The 23,994-nt window shown below is 59.2% G+C and carries 23 protein-coding genes and 1 tRNA gene; 13 read left to right on the plus strand and 11 right to left on the minus strand.

What is annotated here, in order from left to right; all coding sequences use genetic code 11:
- Positions 1-9: 9 nt before the first annotated feature.
- Both ACSQ76_RS01045 and ACSQ76_RS01050 read left to right on the plus strand, forming a co-directional pair.
- On the plus strand, positions 10-849 hold the full coding sequence (locus ACSQ76_RS01045; RefSeq protein ID WP_437155110.1) for a hypothetical protein: 840 nt from the start codon (positions 10-12) through the stop codon (positions 847-849).
- 122 nt (positions 850-971) lie between these two features.
- The gene (locus ACSQ76_RS01050) at positions 972-1,895 is read left to right on the plus strand and encodes an endonuclease/exonuclease/phosphatase family protein (RefSeq protein ID WP_437155111.1); all 924 of its coding nucleotides are present in this window, start codon (positions 972-974) and stop codon (positions 1,893-1,895) included.
- Here the strand turns inward: ACSQ76_RS01050 and ACSQ76_RS01055 are convergent.
- A complete protein-coding gene (locus ACSQ76_RS01055; RefSeq protein WP_437155112.1) occupies positions 1,859-2,791 on the minus strand; it encodes an epimerase in 933 nt (310 codons plus the stop codon). The genes ACSQ76_RS01050 and ACSQ76_RS01055 overlap by 37 nt on opposite strands.
- Before the next feature lie 109 nt (positions 2,792-2,900).
- Here ACSQ76_RS01055 and ACSQ76_RS01060 point away from each other — a divergent pair, with 109 nt between their 5' ends.
- Both ACSQ76_RS01060 and leuB read left to right on the plus strand, forming a co-directional pair.
- Complete coding sequence (locus tag ACSQ76_RS01060; protein ID WP_437155113.1) at positions 2,901-3,785, plus strand: LysR family transcriptional regulator; 885 nt, start codon at positions 2,901-2,903, stop codon at positions 3,783-3,785.
- A gap of 57 nt (positions 3,786-3,842) precedes the next feature.
- Positions 3,843-4,949, plus strand: a complete 1,107-nt coding sequence (gene leuB, locus ACSQ76_RS01065) for a 3-isopropylmalate dehydrogenase (RefSeq protein WP_437155114.1) — start codon at positions 3,843-3,845, stop codon at positions 4,947-4,949.
- Here the strand turns inward: leuB and ACSQ76_RS01070 are convergent.
- Positions 4,946-5,767: a CHAD domain-containing protein gene (locus tag ACSQ76_RS01070; RefSeq protein WP_437155115.1), complete on the minus strand. Its 822-nt coding sequence runs from the start codon at positions 5,765-5,767 to the stop codon at positions 4,946-4,948. The two genes, leuB and ACSQ76_RS01070, sit on opposite strands and share 4 nt — an antisense overlap.
- A gap of 158 nt (positions 5,768-5,925) precedes the next feature.
- Here ACSQ76_RS01070 and ACSQ76_RS01075 point away from each other — a divergent pair.
- A tRNA-Pro gene (locus ACSQ76_RS01075) sits at positions 5,926-6,002 on the plus strand.
- Positions 6,003-6,165: 163 nt separating this feature from the next.
- Here ACSQ76_RS01075 and ACSQ76_RS01080 read toward each other — a convergent pair.
- The 3 genes from ACSQ76_RS01080 to ACSQ76_RS01090 form a co-directional block, all read right to left on the minus strand.
- A complete protein-coding gene (locus ACSQ76_RS01080; protein WP_437155116.1) occupies positions 6,166-7,251 on the minus strand; it encodes a site-specific integrase in 1,086 nt (361 codons plus the stop codon).
- A gap of 344 nt (positions 7,252-7,595) precedes the next feature.
- On the minus strand, positions 7,596-7,964 hold the full coding sequence (locus ACSQ76_RS01085) for a hypothetical protein (RefSeq protein WP_437155117.1): 369 nt from the start codon (positions 7,962-7,964) through the stop codon (positions 7,596-7,598).
- 113 nt (positions 7,965-8,077) lie between these two features.
- Positions 8,078-8,485 carry a hypothetical protein gene (locus ACSQ76_RS01090; protein WP_437155118.1) on the minus strand — a complete coding sequence of 136 codons (408 nt, stop codon included), beginning with the start codon at positions 8,483-8,485 and terminating at the stop codon, positions 8,078-8,080.
- Between the two features lie 560 nt (positions 8,486-9,045).
- Here ACSQ76_RS01090 and ACSQ76_RS01095 point away from each other — a divergent pair.
- Positions 9,046-10,833: a hypothetical protein gene (locus ACSQ76_RS01095; RefSeq protein ID WP_437155119.1), complete on the plus strand. Its 1,788-nt coding sequence runs from the start codon at positions 9,046-9,048 to the stop codon at positions 10,831-10,833.
- Between the two features lie 3 nt (positions 10,834-10,836).
- On the opposite strand, the gene ACSQ76_RS01100 is transcribed toward ACSQ76_RS01095, so the two are convergent.
- Positions 10,837-11,535 carry a hypothetical protein gene (locus tag ACSQ76_RS01100; protein ID WP_437155120.1) on the minus strand — a complete coding sequence of 233 codons (699 nt, stop codon included), beginning with the start codon at positions 11,533-11,535 and terminating at the stop codon, positions 10,837-10,839.
- Between the two features lie 425 nt (positions 11,536-11,960).
- On the opposite strand from ACSQ76_RS01100, the gene ACSQ76_RS01105 reads away from it, so the two are divergent.
- On the plus strand, positions 11,961-12,683 hold the full coding sequence (locus ACSQ76_RS01105) for a glycosyltransferase family 25 protein (protein WP_437155121.1): 723 nt from the start codon (positions 11,961-11,963) through the stop codon (positions 12,681-12,683).
- 13 nt (positions 12,684-12,696) lie between these two features.
- Entirely contained in the window at positions 12,697-13,536 is an 840-nt protein-coding gene (locus ACSQ76_RS01110) for a glycosyltransferase family 2 protein (protein WP_437155122.1), read from the plus strand.
- A gap of 14 nt (positions 13,537-13,550) precedes the next feature.
- Here ACSQ76_RS01110 and ACSQ76_RS01115 read toward each other — a convergent pair whose 3' ends face one another.
- Entirely contained in the window at positions 13,551-14,645 is a 1,095-nt protein-coding gene (locus ACSQ76_RS01115; RefSeq protein WP_437155123.1) for a DegT/DnrJ/EryC1/StrS family aminotransferase, read from the minus strand.
- The gene (locus ACSQ76_RS01120; RefSeq protein ID WP_437155124.1) at positions 14,642-15,052 is read right to left on the minus strand and encodes a sugar 3,4-ketoisomerase; all 411 of its coding nucleotides are present in this window, start codon (positions 15,050-15,052) and stop codon (positions 14,642-14,644) included. Before ACSQ76_RS01120 ends, ACSQ76_RS01115 begins: the two co-directional genes overlap by 4 nt.
- 318 nt (positions 15,053-15,370) lie before the next feature.
- Here ACSQ76_RS01120 and ACSQ76_RS01125 point away from each other — a divergent pair, with 318 nt between their 5' ends.
- Positions 15,371-16,801 (plus strand): hypothetical protein, encoded by a 1,431-nt coding sequence (locus tag ACSQ76_RS01125; protein ID WP_437155125.1) that lies wholly within the window; start codon positions 15,371-15,373, stop codon positions 16,799-16,801.
- Between the two features lie 122 nt (positions 16,802-16,923).
- On the opposite strand, the gene ACSQ76_RS01130 is transcribed toward ACSQ76_RS01125, so the two are convergent.
- On the minus strand, positions 16,924-17,646 hold the full coding sequence (locus ACSQ76_RS01130; protein ID WP_437155126.1) for a class I SAM-dependent methyltransferase: 723 nt from the start codon (positions 17,644-17,646) through the stop codon (positions 16,924-16,926).
- A gap of 43 nt (positions 17,647-17,689) precedes the next feature.
- Between ACSQ76_RS01130 and ACSQ76_RS01135 the strand changes: the two genes are divergently transcribed.
- Both ACSQ76_RS01135 and ACSQ76_RS01140 read left to right on the plus strand, forming a co-directional pair.
- Positions 17,690-18,682, plus strand: a complete 993-nt coding sequence (locus ACSQ76_RS01135; protein WP_437155127.1) for an ATP-grasp domain-containing protein — start codon at positions 17,690-17,692, stop codon at positions 18,680-18,682.
- A complete protein-coding gene (locus tag ACSQ76_RS01140; protein ID WP_437155128.1) occupies positions 18,664-19,293 on the plus strand; it encodes an HAD family hydrolase in 630 nt (209 codons plus the stop codon). The genes ACSQ76_RS01135 and ACSQ76_RS01140 overlap by 19 nt, the downstream gene beginning before the upstream one ends.
- A gap of 383 nt (positions 19,294-19,676) precedes the next feature.
- On the opposite strand, the gene ACSQ76_RS01145 is transcribed toward ACSQ76_RS01140, so the two are convergent.
- Positions 19,677-20,717, minus strand: coding sequence for a zinc-dependent alcohol dehydrogenase family protein (locus ACSQ76_RS01145; RefSeq protein WP_437155129.1), 1,041 nt, complete (start codon positions 20,715-20,717; stop codon positions 19,677-19,679).
- An 86-nt stretch (positions 20,718-20,803) separates the two neighbouring features.
- Between ACSQ76_RS01145 and ACSQ76_RS01150 the strand changes: the two genes are divergently transcribed.
- Positions 20,804-21,583 (plus strand): hydroxypyruvate isomerase family protein, encoded by a 780-nt coding sequence (locus ACSQ76_RS01150; protein ID WP_437155130.1) that lies wholly within the window; start codon positions 20,804-20,806, stop codon positions 21,581-21,583.
- Between the two features lie 164 nt (positions 21,584-21,747).
- Positions 21,748-22,116, plus strand: coding sequence for a rhodanese-like domain-containing protein (locus ACSQ76_RS01155; protein WP_437155131.1), 369 nt, complete (start codon positions 21,748-21,750; stop codon positions 22,114-22,116).
- Between the two features lie 7 nt (positions 22,117-22,123).
- On the opposite strand, the gene mdoH is transcribed toward ACSQ76_RS01155, so the two are convergent.
- On the minus strand, positions 22,124-23,992 hold the full coding sequence (mdoH, locus tag ACSQ76_RS01160; RefSeq protein ID WP_437158137.1) for a glucans biosynthesis glucosyltransferase MdoH: 1,869 nt from the start codon (positions 23,990-23,992) through the stop codon (positions 22,124-22,126).
- Between the last annotated feature and the right edge of the window lie 2 nt (positions 23,993-23,994).

Genomic DNA, 23,994 nt, shown 5'->3' on the forward strand with positions numbered 1-23,994 from the left:
AACCGGACAGTGGTTTCGCAGATCATCAGCGCGCTGACGCGTGCCATACTCGTGGCTTTGCTGGTGGCGACACCGGCCCTAGTGCTGCCGTCGGTCGCAACGGACACGGCACAGATCGTCGTGGTGATCGCGCTACTCTTTTCGCTTCTGACCTTCATCGAGTATTTTGGCCGGTACCCGAGTATCGTCGAATTCCGGTTTGCCCCGCCTTTCAACCGGCTGAAATTCCTGGCGCTGGTCCTGGTGGTCGTCTTGCTGTCGCTGATTGCGCGCGGCAAGATCGAGCCGAGCGCGATCACCCTGATAATCACTTACTTCGCCCAGGCAATCGGCAACGCGATGGACTTTCCGTTCTCGCCGGTGAGGCTTGTCGTGCTGATGTTGCCGCCCGAAGCGACGCTGGACTTGGCCAACAGCGTCCGGATCGCGGCGGGGGTGGCCTACAGCGTGTCGCTGGTGATGATTCTGGTCTTTGTCATTCTTGTGCGCCTTCTGGGGTGGCCTATGCGCAACGGAGCCTTCAACGTCTGGGTGAACCTGCCGCTGTTCGACCCCACCCGAGGGGGCGATATCGTGGACCGGCTGCGTCGCGACTCGGGTCTTAACATTGTGTTAGGGGCTTTGCTGCCATTCTTGATCCCGGCGATCGTGAAGGCGGCATCGCTGGTGATCGAGCCGGTGTCGTTCCAGAGCGAACAAACTCTGATCTGGATGATGACCGTATGGGCCCTTCTTCCTGCAAGCATCCTGATGCGCGGCATCGCATTGATGCGCGTGGCCGAGCTGATAGAAGAGAAACGCCGGCGCGTCTACGCCAAGGCCGAGGCCGAAGGCTTGCAGAAAGCCTGATTGCCGGACTCCTGGTCTGCATCGCGGGGGCATGGCCCGCGTTTTCCGAGACCAAGATCCGCGTTGCCACATTCAATGCCGAGCTTGAGCGAAATGGCCCCGGGCTGCTGCTGCGTGATATCTTGTCCGAGGATGATCCGCAGGTCGAGACGGTGGCACGGACCATCGCGGCGGCAAGGCCCGACATCATCGCATTGCAGGGCATCGACTATGACCATGACCTTACCGCCTTGCGCGCACTGGGCCGGCGGGTTGCGCACCACGGATATGACATGCCCCATGCTCTTGCGCTGCGCCCCAACTCCGGAATGGCCACAGGGCTGGATCTAGACGGCGACGGCCGGCTAGGGCGCGCCAGGGACGCGCAGGGATACGGAGAGTTTGCGGGCCAGGGCGGCATGGCGGTTCTGTCACGATTCCCCATCTTGACTGACGATGTGCGAGACCTGAGCGGATACCTATGGCGCGACATGCCGGGTGCACAACTGCAACTTATGGACGGGTCGCCGTTGCTGTCCCCGGGTGTCGCCGCCGTTCAGCGGCTGTCGACCGTGGCGCATTGGGATGTCCCAATTCAGGTTGGGGATACAACCCTGCGGCTTTTGACCTTTCATGCCAGCCCGCCGGTCTTTGACGGAGCGGAAGATCGGAACGGTCGCAGGAACCACGACGAGATTGTATTTTGGCTGCATTATCTCGATGGCTTGCTTGGCGAGGCGCCGGTCAAGCGGTTCGTGCTTGCCGGCGATGCCAATCTTGATCCTGTCGACGGAGAAGGGCGCAGGGCGGCAATACGGCGCCTTCTGGCAGATGATAGATTAGCTGACCCCAAGCCGATGCGCGATAGCGCCGAGGCGAAGGTTGGCGCGCACAAGGGTGATCCTCACCTCGACACGGTGGACTGGCCCGCGCCCGATCCGGGATCGCTGCGGGTCAGTTATGTGCTGCCGTCCATCGACCTGCGCGCCGTGGATAGCGGCATGACGCGGGGTGAGGCGGAGGCGAGCCGTCACAGGCTTGTCTGGGTCGACCTCCTGGTGAAGTGACAAGGCCGGACGCAGCGCTGCTGCCGGGCCTGGGCCAACCGCCCAGCAGCGGCCTGACCGAGCGCGTCTTCGATGTCCGTATCGCGGTAGGTGGGACACAGGTCGTGCAGGCGGATCGAGGCGAGGCTGTGAGGCGTCTCCCATAGATAGCGCAGTTCCAAGAGTGCCTGAGCCATGGGCCAGACGGGCGCTGTCATGTGCAGCGGCAGCCACGGCATCCGTCGCGTGGTGACCGTGCGACCTGCAATCCGCGACAGATAGCCGGCAAGATGTTCGCCCGTCACGGCGTAGCCGGGGAATACAATTTCCTCGAACGTTCCCAGGCTGTGCTTTTGCCGCGAAAGGTGTTCGGCGGCTCGGGCCAGATCGGGCAGAAAGGCCCAGGCGTGCAGAGCGGTCGGTTCACCGGGATAAAGCAGTTGCCCCTGGCTGATGCGCGAAAGCAAAACACGGTCGAACCAGCCCGCTGTCGCGTCTGTGTCGATGAAATCGCCGGCGCGCAGCAGGATCGTCTGCACACCGCTGTCGCGGTAGCCCTGTTCGATTTTCTGCCTGACGCGCCCCAGCGGCGTGGGTGCGGCCTGAGGCGTGGCCTCTGACCAGGGCACCGTGGCGTCGGGCGCGTAGACATAAGCGTTTCCGGGCAGCAGAACCGTCGCACCGGAGGCTCGGGCCGCGGCCTGAACCTCGGCGTGAAGCCGGGGAAGGTGGGTCCGCCACAGGGGGTAAGGCGGGTTCCATGCCGCAATGATGATGTCCGCGCCACGGGACGCTTTCATCAGATCGTCGCGCCGGCGGTCGAACAACTGGACGGTCCAGCCAGCATTCCAGAACGCTTCGGCTGCATGACGGCCGAAACGCCCGGTGGCGCCAAGTACAAGAACGGTTTTCTGCATCGGCTTTCGCTCCGCACGGTCTGAATTTGACGTCACGTTAGATAATTGCGTGAGAATGGGAATTGCCAATTTCTGCGCATTGGATATGCATTTGTGAATGGTAAGCCGCATGTCTGATCTGGATTGGTCGTTGATCCGCGCCTTTCTCGCCGTCGCTGAGAAGGGCTCGCTGTCCGCCGCGGCGCGGATGGTCGGGGCCAGCCAGCCAACACTCGGGAGACAGGTCCGGCAGTTGGAAGAGCAACTGGGACAGGTCCTGTTCCATCGCAAGCCGAAGGGCCTGGACCTGACCGAGAGCGGGCGGTCGCTGCTAGAGCCCGCCCGCGCCATGCATCGTGCCATGGTCGAGATCGAGCTGACCGCCGCCGGCCAGCAAACCCAAGCCACGGGTGCGGTGCGGCTGACGGCCAGCGAGACCGTTTCGGTCTACATCCTGCCGCCGGTCCTGGCACGGCTGCGGGACGAACGTCCGGGCATCAGCATCGACGTGATGCCATCGGATAGCACCGAGAACCTTTTGTTCCGCGAGGCCGATATCGCCGTCCGCATGTACCGGCCCGAACAGCTTGAACTCGTCGTACGTCACCTCGGAGACTTCCCGCTCAGCCTTTTCGCGTCACGTGCCTACCTGCAACAAGCAGGGCGCCCGCGGACGTTCATGGATCTCTACGATCATCCCCTGATCGGTTATGATCGCAACGAAGAGATCATCCGGGGTATGCAGGAACGCGGCATGCCAGCCTCGCGCGAGATGTTTGCCTTTCGCTGCGACAGTCACACGGTGGGGTGGGTGCTTGTCCGCGCGGGATGTGGGATCGGATTTGGAATGAAAGCCCTCGGAACCTTGCACGACGATGTCGAGGACCTGGACTTCGACATTGACCTGCCAAGCCTTCCGGTCTGGCTGGCCACGCATCAAGCCCTGCGCAACACCCCGAGGATTGCAGTGGTCTGGGAGGCGCTGGCGAAGGGATTGAAGCCGTACCTTTCTTGACCCTTCCCGCTGCTCGGGCTACGCGGTGGCAACGACAGTGTTTCGAAAGGATTGCACATGAGCACGCCCTCGCTTCTTATTTTGCCCGGCGACGGGATCGGTCCCGAGGTGATGGTAGAGGTCCGCAAGGTGATCGACTGGTTCGGAGCCAACCGCAGCCTTTCCTTTGACGTAAGCGAGGATCTGGTCGGCGGCGCGGCCTATGACAAGCACGGCACGCCGCTGCATGACGACACGATGGAAAAGGCGCAATCCGTGGACGCAGTTCTGCTCGGCGCTGTCGGCGGTCCGAAGTACGACAACCTCGATTTTTCGGTAAAGCCGGAGCGCGGCCTGTTGCGTCTGCGCAAGGAGATGGACCTTTATTCCAACCTGCGCCCCGCACAGTGCTTTGACGCCCTGGCGGATTTCTCGAGCCTGAAAAGGGACGTGGTTGCGGGCTTGGACATCGTGATCATCCGCGAACTGACCAGTGGCATCTATTTCGGAGAGCCGCGTGGTATCGTCCAGGAAGGCAACGAACGGGTCGGCATCAACACCCAGCGATACACCGAGTCCGAAATCGACCGTGTCGCGCGGTCTGCGTTCGAACTGGCGCGGCGCCGCTCGAACAAGGTCTGCTCGATGGAAAAGGCCAACGTCATGGAATCTGGCATCCTCTGGCGCGAAGTGGTGCAAAAGGTGCATGACGAGGATTACCCGGACGTCGAACTGAGCCACATGTATGCCGACGCCGGCGCCATGCAGCTGTGCCGCTGGCCCAAGCAGTTCGACGTGATCGTCACGGACAACCTTTTCGGAGACCTTCTGTCGGACGCCGCGGCCATGCTGACAGGCAGCCTTGGGATGCTGCCCTCTGCCAGCCTCGGCGCGCCAATGGCCAATGGGCGGCCCAAGGCGCTTTACGAGCCGGTACACGGCTCGGCGCCCGATATCGCCGGGCAGGGCAAGGCCAATCCAATCGCCTGCATCCTGAGCTTTGCAATGGCCCTGCGGTACAGCTTTGATCAGGGAGACGAGGCGACGCGACTGGAGGCGGCGGTCGAAAAGGTGCTGGCCGATGGTTTGCGCACCGCAGACCTGCTTGGTGAAGAGGGGGTCGAGCCGGTGTCGACCAGCCAGATGGGCGATGCAATCGTCGCGGCCTTGTCTGACGGCCTTTAATCCGAGGCGACGTCCCAGTATCCGGCGACCCGCCGGGACAGGGCCGCCGGTTTTTCGAGCATGAGGCGTGGCGCGAGCGCGAAGGCGGCTCGCCTGAGGCAATGGCTCTGCTCCGCAGCGCAGCGGGCGATAACGTTTCGCGCGGCGTCCGGCGCGTCTTCCGCCTCCAGCGTGTCAACCAGAACGACGAGGTCATGATCGTCGCCAAGCAGATCGCCGAGCCGGTCAAGCGCGTCGATCTGCGGCATCAGGATCTCAGGCCATCCTTCGCGTAGCAGGCGGCAATGATACCAATGGTATTTTACCCGCTTGCGCCACTCGTGAAGCGGGCCGGGGCCTGGCGTTTCCTGAACGAATTCGTAGCGTTTGCGGGCGCGCTTGTACGTCTTTTTCAGGCCTTTCCGCAAAATGTCCTCCGGAGGACCATCGATGCGCCACGCGTCGACGTCGGCAAGAGCGTCCCGCAGCCTGTTGCGGGCGGTGGACATGCGGTCACCGAGGTCGCCGGAAGTCAGAACGCGGTCGCGCCGATCCTGCGCCCAAGCCCTGAGCGGCTGAAAGCTCTGCCCGGCTGCATCGCCGTTTGCTGCCTGTTGCAGGGTGTCCAGTGTTTCGCACAGCACCTGCGGATCCCGAATACCCGAAAACAGGCGTGCTATATCACGAAAGTGTTTGTTTTTTTCGTTAAAAGTATCTCCCAACCCCGTTCGGACCAGCCTCGCCAGTCCTCGAAGCTTCTTCATGCGCTTGCGCAGGTCGTGCACGGCGCCATCGACATCGTCGCCGGCGCATTCGGTCGCGGCGAGGGCGCGGTTCAATTGGTCCTCGGCGACCCTGTGCACCTCTTCCGGCAGGGGCGCATGGGGTTCGAAATGAAAGCTCATGATCCGTCGTAAACGCCTTCCCGCACTTCCGGGTTCCCGACGATCTGCCCTTGCAAAAATATTTGCGCCGGTATAATCGGCGGGCTTACGGTCGGAGTGTAGCTCAGCCTGGTAGAGCACTGTCTTCGGGAGGCAGGGGCCGGAGGTTCGAATCCTCTCACTCCGACCAATAAAATAAGGGCCCCGAGGGGCCTTTAGGTTTTTCAAAATGTGGTTTTATCTGGGACGCGTCCCAGAAATGCGACACCGACTTCGTCTTACGGTGGGGTCTGCCCCTTCTCCTTTGGAGGCAGGCCGGCGTGAAGCTCAGCGTTGGCGTGTCCGTTGGACATTTATGATTTGCCCATTTTGTTGGCGACGTTGACCGCCGTTTTCACGTAGTCGGGATGGTGGTGCGCGTAATACTTCTCGAGCGTGTCCATCGTTACGCCGAAGAACCCGGATACGTGCCAGACATTCGCACCGCCCTGCATTGCCCAGGTAATCGCGGTGTGTCGCAATGTGTGGGGCGTGACCTCCGGCATCCCGGCGATCTCACGGATGGTTTCCCAATCGTTCTTTATCCCTCCAACGCGATGTCCTTCGATCTCGACAACCCATTTCGCACCATTCTTTTGCCACCGCTCGAAATGTCGGAGCAGCCGATCCGGAGTCGGAATGGTCGGCGCATTCTTTTTGGTCTGCTTTTGGGCATTCCCCTTGCGGTGAAGCTTTCCGGTTCGGAAATCCACATGGCCACCAAAAACGTGAGGAATGAAACCCAGACCAAGTATCACCGATTTTCGGGATCCGGTGTAGAGAGCCGTTAGAATGAACCTCGCGAGGTATCGTGTCCTTGGTGATTTGCGTGCCGCGCGAATGAGCCTGGCCACCTCGTCGCGGGTCAACCAACGATCTTTGACCGGCGGAGCCGGTGGGAGGGTGACTGTCGGTACCGAACTCAATAGACCCTTTCGACCGCACAGATTCAGCGCCGCGCGAAGGCAACCAAGTTCTCGACGGATGGTCCCGTCGCCGACTGGACGCCGCCGAATTTCGGCTTCGGGAGGCTGATAGCCCTCGCGCATATCTCGCGCGTAAGCATGACAAGAATTTTCGTTGACATCAGAGACCGTACGGCCGGACCACCACATGCTCAAAGCATCGATGGCATACCCAATTCGCTCCGGGTTTTCCGTGTTCTCGGCTCGTTCTGAGCCATACGTGAAGAGCGCATCTGTGACCAAGTAGTTTTCCGATGAAGCCGCTCGCGGCTTGTCTCTTTCGTTCAAGTAGATTCGGAGCGCTGTTTCAGCTTCGCTGAAATCCGTTGTGCCCGTTGAGTACTCTTTTCCGCCGTCGCGGATGACATAGACTGCCCTGCGTTTGTTTTTTGCTTTCCGGAAGTAGAGGCGTGCGCCTTTGGATTTTCTCGGCATGCTTTCACCAATTCTGTAAGAGAAGATTTCTCGAGACGGATTGTCCGGGTCCCCATTTTCACGAGGAAGCCGTGTTCCTTTGCCGACTCCAGCAACTCTGTTGCTGGAACGCCGAGTTGTTTGGCCGCGGTCTTTATTGTGATGAGTTCCGGGTTGGACATTCGTTCTGCTCGATCTTCAGTTGCGTTCCGCGGAGGCTCAGGGCGCCCGCAAAAGAGAGATCGATACTTCCCGAGAAGCTCGGCAGAACTCTGGAATAAGGTTTACTGACGCCGAGGCTTCGAGAGGTATCGGTGCATATTCGCTGGTCCGAAGATTGAGAAATTGCACCGATACCGCGTGCCTTAAGATAAGCCGAATGCGCGCTTGAAATCTCTTTCGAGGTCCGTGAGTTGTGCCGCATGCCAGCGCATCGCAGCGTCCAGTTCCGGCGCCTTGTATGCGCGATCGATGTTGTTTGCCGGCGTGCCGAGTGCGCCGAGAAGCTCATCCGTACAAGCCCGCAAGCGTGCTACGACTTCCTCTGCATCGGCTCTCGAGAGTCGCTTGGGCGCGAAATCATTCAGCATGTGCCACTCGCCAACTTCCGGTATTCCTCGGACTTGCCGAAGGAGCTCTTCCAAGCTGACTCTCTCTTTAGAAAGGTGTCGACGAAGGCGATCTTGGACGGCTTTAGGATCGATACTGTGAAAGCCAGGGATAACGGTGTTCATGTTCAGAACCATACGCGACCAGCTCGTGACGACGATCGACACGATCAGTTTAGCTGGCGCGGTCAGACACCGCCCGGCAGGAGACCAGGGCGGTGCGGGTCGATCGCGCAGTATTACGCGATGACCCTTTGGCGGGGTGCCAGTGCGGTGGTAGCGTCCGCACAATCAAGGGCATCCCGCAACTCGTCTGTGAGCAGACAGATTTCTTCGACAACCGAGTCGCTGGAGTCGATCGCTGCGAAACGTGCAGCTTCTTCGCGCGAGAGATCATTCACGTTCTCCAGCGACAGGATATCGAGGAGACGTTGGAGAGCGGTCTTTACGCCCCGACCCAGATGGTCATTTCGCTGGAGCGCGTCTCTGATCGCGAACACCAGCGCAGCCCCTTTGGATCCCGCAAGGAGCGTGGCGGCATTTGAAAGCGCGTCTGCCCGCTCTTGGAACAGGCTCTTCAACGGGTTGAGATTTGGAGGCTGAACCGGCGTTGCGGAATCATGGAGATCGGGAAGGCGTATATACATTTTGAGCACCTCATTCTGAGGACCTGCCGGGATTGGCATGTCAGCTGCGCTCTTCCCCTTATGAGAACTGTCATCTCCTTTTCAGCGTCTCACCAGGACGGCGCGGAAAAGGAGATGGCGAGATCCCCCTTGCGAAATCGATCACAAGGTGAGGGGTGATTGGTGATAGAGGTCGCCGTTTTTCTCTGTGTCAGGCCATGCGGCTGCGCAAGAACGGGGAGAGGTCCAGGAGAGGGGCCACTCCCCTCTCCTGGCTGCGTAGAGCGAGCAGGAGGGGTTCAGGGGAGGAGTGCGGAACGACCTCCCCGAGCCGCCGGCGGGCGACAGGGGTGCAGGGGGAGTGTCGAACGACGCCCCTGCCGCACTCCGCGCAGGAGGCCTCCCCGGTGAGGGGCCCTCGGAGAGCCGCTTGTGTATTGTTCGGCGCCGAAGAAGCCGAACAATACACATAGTCGGTCCCTAAGTTTATTCGCGGTCTCTTGATACACACCCGCGCGATTTTTCGAACACGGATAGGTTTACCTAATTCCGATCCACCGAAAACCAAAGTGGAGGTGGAAATGCAAGGTTATCAGTTCGCACATATGGAAGTCTATTCTGCGAAGGGCCGCACGGCCGCAGGCCCGGAAGATCAGCATGGCAATAAGAAGAATGGACAGCGCGCGTGGACGGCTCAGGAAATCATCGACGAGCTTGAGCGGCTCGAGCATGCGTCGCGGCACGTAATTGCAGACCGGCCTGCGCCAGAGATTTTTCCGGGCGCGGTCGATAACTTCAGCGACCTTCGAAAAGCGCAGATCGCGGCTGCATCGGTGAAGGAGAAATTTCCTTATACAGGAAAGGACGGAACCAGATCGATGCGCCAGCGCAAACTCCGAGCCGATGCAGCATCGATTTATGCGAGCGTCGTATCGCTCCCTGTGAGGACAGAGGAGGCCCTGGAGGATGAGGATCTGAAATCCAGGAGTGTCGAGCTCTTGAAAGATTCTATTGATCATGAGCGGCGACGTATCGAGAAAGCCGGAGGCAGATTCATGATGGGTGTCGTGCACTGGGACGAAGAGTATTTGCACGTTCACATCATTGCGCTCGAACCTGAACTTGGCCGTGTCGACCATTTGCATCCGGGACGGGCTGCAAAGAAGCGCGTCTTCGAGGAAAGCCAAGGTCAGAATTTACCGAAGAAGGAGGTCAACAAGCTCGGGAACGCGGCATATTGCGATGCAATGCGCGCGTGGCAGACAGATTTCTACGAGGAGGTCTTTCGGGACGCTGGCCTGCTTCGTGTTGGCCCCAGGCGCGAGCGTATGTCACGCGCGGACTACAAGAGGATGAAGGAGGCCGCAGGCCTTCGGTCCGAGGATGAGGAACGTAGAGCGGGGCTTGAGCGCTGGGACGCAGATGTCTCCGACAGAGCCAAAATGGTCCGGATCCAAGAAGACGTTATCGCTGAGAAGATGATCCAAGCGGAGCATTTGCGTGAAACGGCTGAAAGGAAAAATGACGAGGCTGCAGAAGCCATTGAGAGGAGTGAAGCGCGTGAGGCCAGTGCGGCCGCTCGCGCGGATGCGCTTGATGCTGGAACGACGGCTGTTTTGGAGAGGCAGATCGCGTATCGGCCGAAGACAAAACACAGACCCGAAGGGTTGCAATACGGGCCGAACGCACCTGAAGAGAAATCGGAGCGGTGCAAGCTGGCTGATCGGATTCTACCTGCATTCGATGGTGTGATTGCGTTTGCACGCCGGTTTGCCGCGATCGAGCGTCGGGAACAGGAACTCCAAGAAAGCGAGGATGCCCTGAGCGCGCGTTCCGCCGATCTAAGGCAGCGTGAGGCCGAGCAGCGGGCCGAGGAGCAACGGCAGGAGGCACAGGCCGCGCATTTGGGATGGCGGGCCCGCATGATCGCAAAGGCTGGTCGAAAGCTGCGGGAATTCGTTCCTAAAGGCCTCCATAACATCCTCGAAGCAGTCGAGCGCGGTGAAGAGCCCGATCTTTCCAAAGGCATCGAGATGTTTCCCGACGCGTATGGCGTTTCAAAGGAAACGGATCGGAACGCCGTCCAGAAGCAACTTGATGCAATGTCGAACGCTGGTCTTGCGAGGTGCTTCTCGGCGACGCAGGACGCGTATCTCCTTTCCGAGAGCGACGAGACGCTTCAGTCGACATTCGGCATGGGCGTGCGGGTGCTGGCATTCGAGGCTCGTCAGCGGGGCGTCGACCTCGAGAAGGGCCGATACGACCCGTCAAAAGCCGAAAATCCGAAACGAGCCACCTTGCACACGGATACACCACATGAAGCAATTCGCGTGCGCCGCGCAGTGAGAGACCGCCAGCTTGTCAGGTGATGGTCACGACATGGGGAGTTCGGGTTCCTCGGGCTCATTCGGGGACGCGTTGTCACGTTCTTCGCTCTGAACATTTGTGGCTGGCGATTTCGCGGATGTTTTCCGAGACGACGCTGCCTTCCGGGGAGACGGCTTTTGTTCGCTCGGCGTTGCGGCGTCGGGCGCACTCCCGGTGATAGTGGAAAAGAGTGAGCGGAGTTCTTCGAGGGCTGCGTTCGCATCACGGAGCTCCGCCTGTTTCTCCTCAAGCTTTTCGGATTTTTCCAAATCTGTGGCTTGCAGGGTCTCAAGCATTGCTCGCAACCCGTCGCGCTCCTGGACGAGGCTGTCGATAATCTCGTCGTATTCGCCACGTTCACGATCCATGTTTTCACGATCAATCCGGCGTGCATTGCGAAGTTCCGAGGCATTGACGTCCGCGGCGTCACAGGCCTGCTTCCAAATGCTCAGCGCGAACCGCTCGAACTCTGACCCTATTTCCGGGGGAAGTTCGGGGATAGCCGCGATGGCTGCCTCTTCGGCCAAAATCTTTTCTTTCGTCGTCCGCATCATCTTGGTCAGGTCACGCTCGGAGCCACCGACGGCTTGAAGAACCTCCTTCCAAGGCATCCATGCGGCCGGGTTTTTATTGCGAAAGTCTCGAAGTAGCCGTTCGATCGCGGCGGGGCGTTGGTCCTTTGGAATTGGAGTTTTCTGGGTCATGAACTTGTCCTCGATTTGGTAGTGGTAGTTGCTGGTAGGAGGACTACCCGCTCCTACCATCCGGTCCCCATTTGGGCCGGCGAGGAGGACGTGGGTTTAAGTTGAGCGCATGAAAAAGAAATAGGAGGATTCGGTACTGGGTGAAGTATTTTGAAAGGAATTGGTGAGCAGTGCGGACACTCTTTGTCGGCCGTGTTCTGCGCTCGGGTCCGCGAAGGTCGCGAACCTATTTCACCGAAGGAAGAGCGATAGATTGGGTTGAGAGCACAAATTCAAAGCCGAACAGGACAGCGGAACTTTTGCCGTACGCCATGCCGTTTTCTGAATCGAAGTATGACCTACAGTGGCATCTCGGTTCGAAAGCCAATAGGTGTTAGGTATCGACGTCAGCTCGTAGAAAGGCCGATTTTTTGGAAGCGGAGTGTATGATTATCCACCTTGAGCGAGCAGAGGCCCGTCTGCCGCAGGTTGAAGCCACGAAAAAGGCCGTGCCGCTTGAGTCTCATGTCGTCAGAGCCGTGGACGGCCAGCAGATGAGCGATGTCCACGCCGACGCCTATCGCCGCAAGCTTATGCGGCCGACCTATCCTTTCACGATGCGGCCATCTGAAATCGCGGCCTTTCACAGTCACCGTGCCTGCTGGCAGAAAATCCTTGATGACGATCTGGACGCGGCCCTCATCCTCGAAGACGACCTGCATCTTCAGGAAGATGTTTTCCCCAAGGCCCTGAACCTGGCGCTCTCGAACATCCAGCCGGGGGAGTTCATACGCTTTCCCATCAAGCTGCGCGAGGAGAAGACGGAAGAGGTCGATACATCGGGTGAACTTGGGTTGCACCTTTATGACCGGATCGCCCTTGGCATGGTCGCGCAGCTTGTCACCCGTGATGCGGCACGCGCGCTCCTTTCCGCGTCCGAACAGTTCGACAGGCCCGTCGATAACTTCCTGCAGATGCAATGGGTTCACGACGTCCGCGTGCTGACGGTCTGGCCTTCCGGTGTGCGCGAAGTGTCTGCCGAGCTTGGTGGCAGCATGATCGGGCGGAAAGAGGGCCTTTGGCAAAAACTGCGCCGCGAGATCCTGCGCCCCTTCTACCGGCGCAGAATTCGTGCAATGGCGAGGCAGCATCTGAATGCCCCGAAGTAGCGCCGAAGACCGCGTGACGATCATCACGGTCGCGTATAACAGCACGGGTGTGTTGCCTGATATGCTGGCCTCTGTGCCGCAAGGCACACCTGTTGTGATCGTCGACAACGCCTCGGACGATCGCGGCCAGCTGCAACGGATCGTCGCCGCACGGTCGAACACGACACGCCTGGTCGAGAATGAGCGCAACCTTGGCTTCGGTGCCGGGTGCAACAAAGGTGCGGAACAGGCGAACACGGAATTTCTCCTGTTCCTCAACCCAGACACGGCGCTTGTCTCTGACACGTTGCAAAAGCTGATCGATGCGGCCGAACGGCATTCGGATGCGTCAGCCTTCAACCCACGAATTCTGGACGAGACAGGCAGGACGGTCGTTAAGCGTCGCAGTGACCTCGTCGATCGCTCGATGTGGTTGCCAAAACGCGAACTGACAGAGGACACGGTCGTCCCGGTCCTCTCCGGCGCCGCGCTCTTCGTTCGCCGGCGCGCCTTCGAGGCGGTGGGCGGATTCGATTCCGGGATTTTCTTGTTCTTCGAGGATGACGATCTCAGCCTTCGTCTGTCCCGATCTCAGGGCTCCCTGGTTTACGTGGCAGATGCCGTGGTCCACCACGCTGGTGGCGCGTCATCGGGCGGGTCGTTGAAAAGCGAGCGCATCAAGAACTGGCATTGGGGCCATTCCCAGATCTACACCACACGCAAGCACGGCATGCGCCGCAACTGCTATGCTGCGATCCTCAAGACCGGGATGCGCGCCCTGTCACCTGCAACGGTCTTTTCATCCCGGCGCCGACAAAAGTACTTTGCGCGTTTCTCGGGGATGATCGCGGCCCTGCGCCAGGCAGATAGCTAAAACGGCGCGGGTCTTCAGGCAAGGTCCAATACCTTTTCGATCACGTACTCGGTCTGCGCTGTCGTCTGTCCGGGGCACATGGGCAAGCTGATGACCTCGTTCGCCAGCCGCTCTGCCAGCGGAAAGGCGCCCTGCCCATGGCCAAGGTCGGCGTAGGCTTTCTGCAGGTGGGGCGGGATGGGATAGTGAATCACGGTTCCGATGCCGGCCTCCGACAGGCGCGCCTGAAAGCGGTCCCGGTCGGGATGACGCAGCACGTAAAGGTGCCAGACCGGCTCGGCCCAGTCGGGCACGTAAGGAACGTGCAGCCCAGCGCGGGAAAAGGCATCGGTGTAGTCGCGCGCGATGGCGCGGCGACGCTCGGTCCAGCTGTCCAAAACCCGTAGTTTCACCGATAGCAGGGCTGCCTGCAGAGGGTCCAGGCGGCTGTTGAAGCCAAGGATGTCATTTTCGTACTTCCGTTCCGAGCCGTAGTTCCGCAGCAACCTGACAGTTTGCGCCACATCGTCGTCCGATGTCGTCAGCGCCCCGGCATCGCCCAGCGCACCCAGGTTCTTGGTGGGATAAAAGCTCCACGCGGCGGTGCCGTCGCTGCCCACACGGCGCGACTTATAGCGTGCGCCATGCGCCTGTGCGGCGTCCTGCAGCATTTTCAGCCCGTTCGAGTCTGCCACCGCATTCAGCGCGTCCATGTCAGCGGGCTGCCCGTAAAGGTGCACCGGCAGGATGGCCTTGGTTCGGCCGGTGACCGCTGCGGCGGCACCCTCGGGGTCGATGTTGTGCGTGTCCTCAAGGGGTTCGACCGGCACCGGCACCGCGCCGCATTGACTGACGGCAAGCCAGGTCGCGATATAGGTGTTCGAGGGCACGATCACCTCATCGCCCGGCCCGATACCCAGCGCGCGAAGCCCCAGGTGCAGCGCATCCAGCCCGTTTGCCGTCCCGATGCAGGCGCCCGCTTCGACATAGGCCGCAAAGGCGGCTTCGAAACGCTCCAGTTCGGGTCCCATGACATAGCTGCCGGAATGCGCGGCCCGCAGCAATTCGCGGTCCAGCTCAGCCTGTATGCCCGCCCGTGCCGCCGCAAGATCCAAGAAGGGGACGTTCACGCCGCCCCCACCGCTTTGAGAAACTCGTCGCGGTCGCGGATATAGTCGGTCTCGTCATAAGGCGCGGAGGCCAAGACCATGCAGACCGACCCGGAGGAGAAGTTGTCGAGATAGCGCCACGTCATCGGGCAGATGTAGACGCCAAAATATGATCTGTTCAGGTGGTATTTCGTCGTTTTGAAACCGTCGTCCAAAAGAATGTCGAAACTACCCGACATGCATATTACAAATTGATGAAGGGTTTTGTGCGCGTGCTCTCCCCGGTCCGAGCCGCCGGGAACATCGTAAAGATAATAAACTCTCTTGATGTCGAAAGGGACGTGGTTACCACCTTCCACAAACGTGAGGTTGCCACGTTGATCCATGATTTTGGGCAGGTCAATGATACGGCAATCAGCGAGCGGCATGGTGTATTGATCCCAGTTAGATACATGGTTTCCTAACCAAACACGCGCGCTTGAGCAATCTTTGTGCTGTTACATGCGCGAGGTTGAAGACCCTTGGCATGCAGACACATTTTTGCGATAGCGATCTACGGCATGTCAATTTTACTCGATGCGTTAAGCGAGGTGGAACGTAAGGATTTGGGTCTACTAATCACATCTGACCTCTGGGTAAGACATCTCTTGACCAACAAGCGAAGCTCTTCAATGCGCATCGTTGCGCCGACTTCCGCCTGCTTGTGAACGGAAGGCGGAATTGACTGTATGAAATCGCAATCACTCTTGGAACTGAAGCTTCTGTCAGATCTCTTGAGTTCGGCGGCCTTGTCCAGCACAAGTATAAACGATGCGCTCGCGTTCTTGCGTTTGTACGCTCGCTTGAATTGGGAGAACATCTCAGGATTTTTTTCAAATGAGCCTTTGGAAGACGCGATATACAATGAATGGCGGCAATCGCTTTGTTGCTCCGACCATAACTCGTTTCCACAAGCGGACTTCTTGCACATCGCAACACAAACCCATCGACAGGGTGGTCACACACGCCTGCTTTGGAACTTAAGTGAAGGGTTGCGCGACTATGGTACGCAGGCATTGCTGCTCACCGACGCGCGCAAAAGGAATTTTGTAGACGACTTCCCGGGTCCGGTATCTCGTTTGGAGGGACCACTCGCGGCTCGCTCCGCAGGAATTGTTGCCGCATCCCGCAATGCGAAGACCGTCCTCCTGCACATACATCCTGACGACAGTCCAGCAGCACTGGCGGCTCGCGTTTTGCGCGCAGAAGGCAAAAGGGTGCTGTTTGTCAATCACGCGGATCATGTTTTCTCGTTGGCAACAGGCGCCGCAGATGTCGTCTTGGAAATCTGTATGACCGGCTGGAAGACCACCAGCGGTCACCGTTCCTTCCGAGCTCAAAGCTTTATGGGTATCCCGATTGCGACTGACCGCAAACCGCAGGTTCCACACGTCGCCCCCAGAGATGGTCCCATTGTGTCAATGGGGAACTCTTGGAAATACGATCCGGCTCAACAGTTGAGCTTTCCGGATTTCCTGATGCGACTTCTACCCAAGATCCAGAATGATGTCGTTCTTATTGGGCCTTCAGAAAAAGACGGATATTGGAAAGAGGTGATGGATGCATTCCCGGGGCGGATTCGTTTGTGTGGCCTGCTGCCGACGAATGAGGTTGACCGCATTTTGAAATCAGCATCCTGCTATATAGACAGCTTTCCCATCGAGGGAGGCACATCATATCCTCAGGCTGTTATGGCGGGCGTTCCATGCTTCGCCCCGAACGCGAACGAAGCTTCAGGGATTACCCCTGTCGAAGAATTGAGGTTTGAGACCGTTGATGAGCTTGAACATGAAGTGGTGAAGTTTCTCCACGGAGAACCATATCCCTTCGACTTGAATGCAACTCAACGGAGGCTCCGTCGGGATTTCTCTGAAGCTGCGGTCGCAGCACGGGTACTGGCCGCTATTCAGAACAATTTCGTTCAACCTTTCGACTACTTGGAAAGAACTGGACGGAGAGACCCCGACTACAATGCAAAGAGATGGATCGAAGCGGTCGAAGTAAGACTACCAAAGCGCATTTGGAGGGACTTGTCTCCATTCGCGAGGATTCGCTTTTTGGGTATGGTGCGAAAATCTAAACTTTCCAAGACCAGCAAGAATACGGTGACCCGAGAACTTGTAACTCGCTGGATTTGACGTTCCTCAATAGGGCGAAAGCACTAATTTCCGCAACCCGGACCTGTGGTTCGTGAAACGAGTTTACGGTATCGTTTTCCCGCGTACATATCGGAAATCCAAGCAGTTTTCCTCAGACTTTGTCACTTGTCCGACGCCACGATCACAAGCTCCGCAGCGATATCCGGATAGCGCTCGCCCAACTTCATGAACGCTTCCAGCATTTCCGGCGTCCATTGCTCCTCGATCTGGCCATCTGATATGGGCTTCATCCAATAGCCCCCGAAAAAATCGACCGTCATGCCCGCCTTTGTGAAATCGGCCCTGAGCGTCTCGGGGCTGTAGACTCGGCGGTGTCCGTGATGCACATCCTTTTCCGACATGTCTTGCTCGGTTTCCATCAGGCCCATGATGACCGCCGCCTGGCGGTGCAGCGATCGGCAATTTGGCACCGAACACACGATTTGCCCGCCGGGCCGAAGCCAATTTTTCGCGCGTGACAAAATAGCCGGGGGATTGTCCACGTGTTCCAGGACATGGCCAAGCAGGATGACGTCGTAGGTAGGTTCACACTCCCAATCTTCGAAAAGCGCCACGTGTACCTTAAGATCGGGAAACTTCGATCTGAGGATCTCCGCAAATTCCGGCGAACCTTCCAGGCACTCAATGTCACAGCCGGCCTCGATCAACTGCTTCGTCATCGTGCCTTCGGCCGGCCCCATTTCCAGGATCTTGTCATCATCCTTCATGAAACGACGAAAAATATCGAAGCTGTAGCGAATGGTCGCGAGTGCAGTTGGCTTCTCGTACCAACTGTCCTTGGCAATCTCGGAAATACGCTTTCGTTCTTCGTTTGCAAATGCCAAAATTGTATTCCCTACTGCCAGAAGTCGCGCTCGTAATGGAGGGATGGCGGTCTTTATGTCAAGCGAAGAGTATGCAATCGCTGTGGGTTCGGCAGGTTCCGCCACAGGGCTGGGCGTTCTGCGTTCGTTGGCCTGTTGGGACAGAGTGGCCTCGTGTCTTGCCTGCGACATCAACCCGTCTCACCTTGTGGCTGCGGCAACAGAATTCGAATTCTTGCGGGTTTTGCCAGCTACCTCTGCAGATTTCGCTGAAACACTTGCGGATGAATTTTCTTGGAAAGGTATAAAGGCGTACTATCCAATCCACGATGTCGAAATTGCGGCCGCCTCGTCTGAGCGCGCTCTATTCGCGGCTCGAGGAATTACCTTGTTGGCGCCGCGCGACGACTCAATATCAATCGTGCGTGATAAGCTGCGCATGGCCGAAGTTTTAATCGACGCGAACGTGCCTACGCCAAAGACGACACGTCTTGATCTCGCACAGTGGGATGGTACCGCGCTGCATATCAAACCCCGCACCGGCGTTGGTAGCCACGGCGCGATAGCGATCCACGATGCGGATAGCTTCGCCTCGTACCAGGCTTCCAGTGACGCTGAACTTCTGATTGCGCAACCATTTATAGCGGGCGACGAAATCACAATAGACGCCTTCTGCCCGGAACCCGGCAAGGTCCAAGCAATTGTTTGCCGGGAAAGGGTCGAGGTGAAGGCCGGCGTTTCGACAAAAGCGCGCATCTTTGTTGACCAGGAACTTACCGATCTCACTGGGGCGCTCTCCAAGGCACTCGGCCTAACGGGCAGCTTTTGCCACCAAGTACGCGGCACGGCCACGGAAGGATGGCAAGTAATAGACGTAAATCCTCGGGTCGGAGGTGGAACGGCAATGTCCGTGGCCGCAGGGCTGGATTTCCCTTCAGCCCATGCAGCACACTTTCTCGGCCACGACCCAACTGAATTCTTCACGACCCTACCCAACAGCGATGTCTTTGTTACACGCTCATTCCGCGAACATGTCGCATGGCAAAAAAACCCGTAATTGGCATCGACCTCGACGGCACTGTGCTGGACTGTCGCCCGCGGCAACAAGCTGTCACGTTGAAGCTTTTACCCGAAGCAGAACCATACGCCGACGCGCTGTGGACACTGAAGCGGGAAGGTTACGCCACTCGAATAGCTCTTGAGAAACTGGATATTGCTGTCCCAGAAAGCTTTGACCATCACTGGATAAATTTAATCGAGCACCCGCGTTACCTTGCCCTTGATCATTTGCTTCCAAGCGTTGAAACAGCACTGAACACACTTTCTAAGTTCGCTGAATTGCACTTAATCACTGCGCGTCAAGATTCAGAAGGCGTACACAGTACCCTTTCACGTCTTAAGATTTCTGATTTCTTTGCGAATGTTAAAGTCGTCCCGGCGGGTTCCGGCGCAGTTATTGAAAAGGCCGGCTATCTAAGTGTTGCGGGCGCCGTCGCACATTGTGGCGACACCGAAGTCGATGGTCGTAGCGCTGCCAATGCAGGTGTGCGATTCTGGGCCGTGACGTCTGGTCAACGATCCGAGTCGTTCTTGCTCACCCACACGACGCCTGACCGAATTGCACATTCACTCCAAGGTATTGCCAATAAATATTCCGAAATGAACTGACGAACTCGAAAAACGCAAGATGAGCATGTCTACTTGGTCATGTTTTGAGCGTTGGTGGTTCTCATTTTCGGAGTAGAACGATTTAGGGACGGTCCCAGATATCGTGGAATTTTCTGGGTACTTTTGCCTCGTAAGTATGAAAAATATGCTTGTTTAATTGACCTTGAAAGCTCCGAACTGTCTTCGGGAGGCAGGGGCCGGAGGTTCGAATCCTCTCACTCCGACCAATAAAACAAGGGCCCGCCAGGCAAGCCAATGCAAAACGGTCTGCTGGAGAGCTTCAACGGTTTTGAGCCTCCAAAACGACTTGTTCTCTGTATTTTTGATTACTTCAGAGTAAGCTCACATGGCGGCCCGACCGGCGGCCTTGAACCAGATATCTGTCAGAACCCGGTAATGACCGTCGCGCCGATGCCTGCGAAGCTGTCCATGGATGTGAGCGCATCGATGGATGCCTCGAGTGCAATCCGATTGCCAATCAACTTGTCGGGGGACACGAGGCCTGACTGAATCATCGCAAGCATGGCATCGTAGCGATGCGCCTGCATCCCGTGGCTGCCGAGGATTTCAAGCTCTTCGCCAATGACCTTCGCCATTGGCGTGGCCGGGGTGGCCTGGTCGGCGAGAAGCAGGCCGACCTGCACGTGACGCCCGCGTCTGCGCAGGCTGGAGACGGAATTGAAAAAGGTCGTCGGATGACCGAGCGCATCCAGTGAGACATGCGCGCCGCCGCCAGTGGCGTCGCGCACCGCTTCGCCGATGTCAGCCACCATGTTGGCGTTCACCGTCGCGGTTGCGCCGCAGCCCCTGGCGAGAGCAAGCTTGTCGTCCGAGATGTCGATGGCCACGGTATTCGCTCCGATGGCCCGCGCGATCATCAGCGCGGAGAGCCCGACTCCGCCGCAGCCATGCACCGCGACCCATTCTCCGGCCCGGGTGCGGCCTTGGTCGACAACCGCGCGAAAGGCCGTGGCAAATCGGCAACCCAGGCTCGCGGCGGTCTCGAATGACATCGTGTCGGGCAGAGCGACCAAATTCAGATCGGCCTGTCCGATGGCGACGAACTGCGCAAAGGAACCCCAATGGGTGAAGCCGGGCTGGAACTGGTTGTGACAGACCTGCTGATGACCCGCGTGGCATTCCGGGCAAGCGCCGCAGCCGCCGGCGAACGGCACCGTTACCCGGTCTCCGACCTGCCACTGGCGCACCTCATTTCCGACTGCCGCGATCCGCCCGGCAAGCTCGTGCCCTGGGACGTGCGGCAGCGTGATGTCGGGGTCGTGTCCCATCCAGCCGTGCCAGTCGCTGCGGCACACGCCCGTCGCGCCAACCTCAATCACGACACCCTTGGCATCCGGCGTCGGGTCCGGCAGCGTCGCGATTTTGGGCGTTTCGCCGAACCGCTCGAACATCACGGCCTTCATCGTGTTTTCCCTTCGGTCAAACTGTCGTCTATGATTGCGATCTAGCAGGGTCATCCTGTCTGCAAAAGCGGGTTGAAGCAGGTTTCATGCCAAGGTTTTCCGCCAATCTCGGTTTTCTCTGGGCCCAGCTGGCTCTGCCGGAGGCCATCCGGGCCGCCGCAGGAGCCGGTTTCGACGCGGTGGAATGCCATTGCCCGTATGATACAGCCCCCGACGTTTTACGCGACGCGCTGCACGAGACGAGCCTGCCCTTGTTGAGCCTGAATACCGCGTGGGGCAATGCCGATGCCGGGGACTTTGGCCTCGCCGCCCTGCCTGATCGTGGCGCGGAAGCGCGCGCGGCGATTGGTGCCGCTGCCGAATATGCGCGCGTGGCCGGTGCCGGTGCGATTCACGTCATGGCCGGCAAGGCCGAGGGGCCGGCGGCAAAGACGGCATTCCTGGAGAACCTTTCCTATGCCTGCGACATTGCCCCCGATCGTACGATTCTGATCGAACCGATCAACCCGTTCGACGTGCCGGGCTATTTTCTTCGCACCACTGCCCAGGCGCAAGAAGTGATCGCTGAAGTTGGCGCGCCGAACATTAAGTTGATGTTCGATTGCTACCATGTGGCACGGGTCGAGGGAGACGTGATCGCACGTTTGCGGGCGGTCCTGCCGGATGTTGGACATATCCAGTTCGCCGCGGTTCCGGACCGTGGTGCGCCGGATCACGGCGACGTGGACTATGACATGGTCTTCCGCGAGATAGACGCGCTTGGCTGGACCAACCCTCTGGGCGCTGAGTACAGGCCCGCGGGTGAAACCAAGGCATCGCTTGGCTGGCTTGCACAGGCGCGGTCCCGCGAACGTGTGATGCGGTGAGGCAAGGTGTCATGACATGTGCAACGGGTCGGAATAAACTGGGATCGGTTCTGCCGGGACGATAGATGCCACGCAAATCCCCATCGCCGTTTTCCCGCCGCGCTATGCTTGGTGCCGGCCTGGTCGTTGCCGCAGCGGCCGCGGCAGGTTGGACTGTCTGGCCGATGGCGGAATTTGACGGCCCTGCCTACTCGGCGCGCGACGCGTTCGAGGCAGCGAAAGCGGGGGAGATCATCCTTGTCGATATCCGCCGGCCCGATGAGTGGTCGCGCACCGGCATCGGCCAAAGCGCCCATCCGATCGACATGCGACATACCGGGTTCACCGCAAAGCTCGATGCATTGACTGGCACGCGCAAGGACGTGCCGATCGCCCTGATTTGTGCACGCGGCGTCCGATCCGCGCGGCTGAGCATCGCGCTGACCGAGGCAGGTTACACACGGGTCATCAACGTACCCGAAGGGATGTTGGGCTCGAACGCTGGCCCGGGCTGGATCGAGACGGGATTGCCCGTGACCCCTTTCGACGGCTGAGGCGCACCTATTCCGCGGCTGGCTGCGGAGATGGCTTGCCCTCCAGCGCCAGCTTCAGTTCCGCGCGGTAGTGTCGGGCGGCCTGGGTGATCGGGGGTTCGCGCCACAACTCCTTGGTTCCCATCCACTTTGAGACCAGCCCCTTCAACGACACGCCGCTGAGCGCCGACAGGGGCACAGCCAGCACAAGGCTTACCGCGATAGGCAGCAGCCACAAGGAGACCAGCCCCGCCGCCATGCCCGCAACCAGAAGCACGCCGCTTACCGTTTCCAGCGCATGGCAGATCAGCAAGGTGCCTAGCCCGTAACGACCGCCCTCGCGCTGTTGAGGGCTCCAGCCGCTTTGCAAGCCAAAGACGGTGCGAAACACCGCGATCATCTGCTGCACCATCAGGATAGGCGCGTAGGCCACGGACAACGCGAGTTCGGACAGAAATGACAGCGCGAAACGCCATGGCCCACCATATTCGGCAAAGCGCGACCGTGTCAGAGGCACCACCAGGATGCCCAGAAGCTTGGGTAGCAAGAGCAGCGAATACATCAGCGCGATGATCAGGATGTGCCGCGCCTCGGTCATCTCGGGCCAGGCGGGCATCAGCGGGTTGTCGGGGCGGAAATAGGTCAGCACCGACTTGTCGCCGCCTTGTCCCATCAGCGCCCACATCACCAGGAGTGCGAACCAGATCGGTGACGCGAGATAGCTCATGGCGCCGTGAAACATATGAAAGCGTGACGCGGTCCGCAGGCCGCGCGTCGACAAAAGGCGCAGGTGTTGCAGGTTGCCCTGGCACCAGCGGCGGTCCCGCTGAATGTGGTCGATCAGCGTCGGCGGCGTTTCCTCGTAGGAGCCGCGAATGCGCGGGAAAACCCGTACGCTCCACCCAGCGCGGCGCAAAAGGCCGGCTTCGACGAAATCGTGGCTCATGATCAACTGGTGGCGTCCCGTCAGCGAACGCAGGCGAGGTAGGCCGGCACTGGCGGCGAAAGCCTCGGTGCGGATGATCGCATTATGACCCCAGTAGTTGCCTTCCTGCCCGGTCCAGCGGGCCAGACCTTCGGCCAGTGCGGTGCCGTAAACCCCGTTGGCGAACTGCTGCATCCGGGAAAAGACGGTGTTGGCGCCGATCAATTGCGGGCAGCTTTGGATGAGGCCGGCGCCGGGATCCTGCGCCAGCGCATCGGTCAGGCGGCCAATCGCGCGGCCGGACATCAGGCTGTCCGCGTCCAGCACCAGCATGGCGGGCCAGTCGGCGCCCCAGTTCTGGACCCAATCGGTGATGTTTCCGACCTTGCGATCGATATTCTCGGCCCGTCTGCGATAATAGATGCGCAGCCCCGGCGACAGCGTGGCCTGTAGCGAGCGGATTGCGTCCTGTTCGGCCCGCGCGATGGAGTCGTCCCGCGTATCGCTCAGGATGAACATGGCGTAATCATGCGGACCGCCACGCGCCCTCAGTTCTTCGAGCATGGAACGCGCGTTGCCGAGGACATACCAAGGCACCTCGTTGTAGATCGGCATCAGCAGCGCCACCTTAAGCGGCCGCGGGTGCCCGGGACGTTTCAGCGCTTGTGTCAGAGAGCCGATCCCCAACAGAACGGTGGTGACCGTCAGGCAAAGCCAGAATACGTTGAACGACATCAGGCCAAGCAACACGCCCTCGACCCAGGTGATGCCATCGGCGCCGAACCAGTCCCACATGAACCAGACAAAGCCTATGGTGGCCAGGATCGCCGGAATAAAGACCACACAACGCCAAAGCGCGACGCGCTCTTCCGGTCGGGCCGGGGGGGCCTTGGGGTCGGCATAATACGCGTCAAGGTCCTGCTCAGGCATGTCGAGCGGGGCAAGCGGAGGCATTACGCGCAGATCGTTCATAC

Source organism: Roseovarius sp. B08 (assembly GCF_051417955.1).
Taxonomy (GTDB): Bacteria; Pseudomonadota; Alphaproteobacteria; order Rhodobacterales; family Rhodobacteraceae; genus Roseovarius.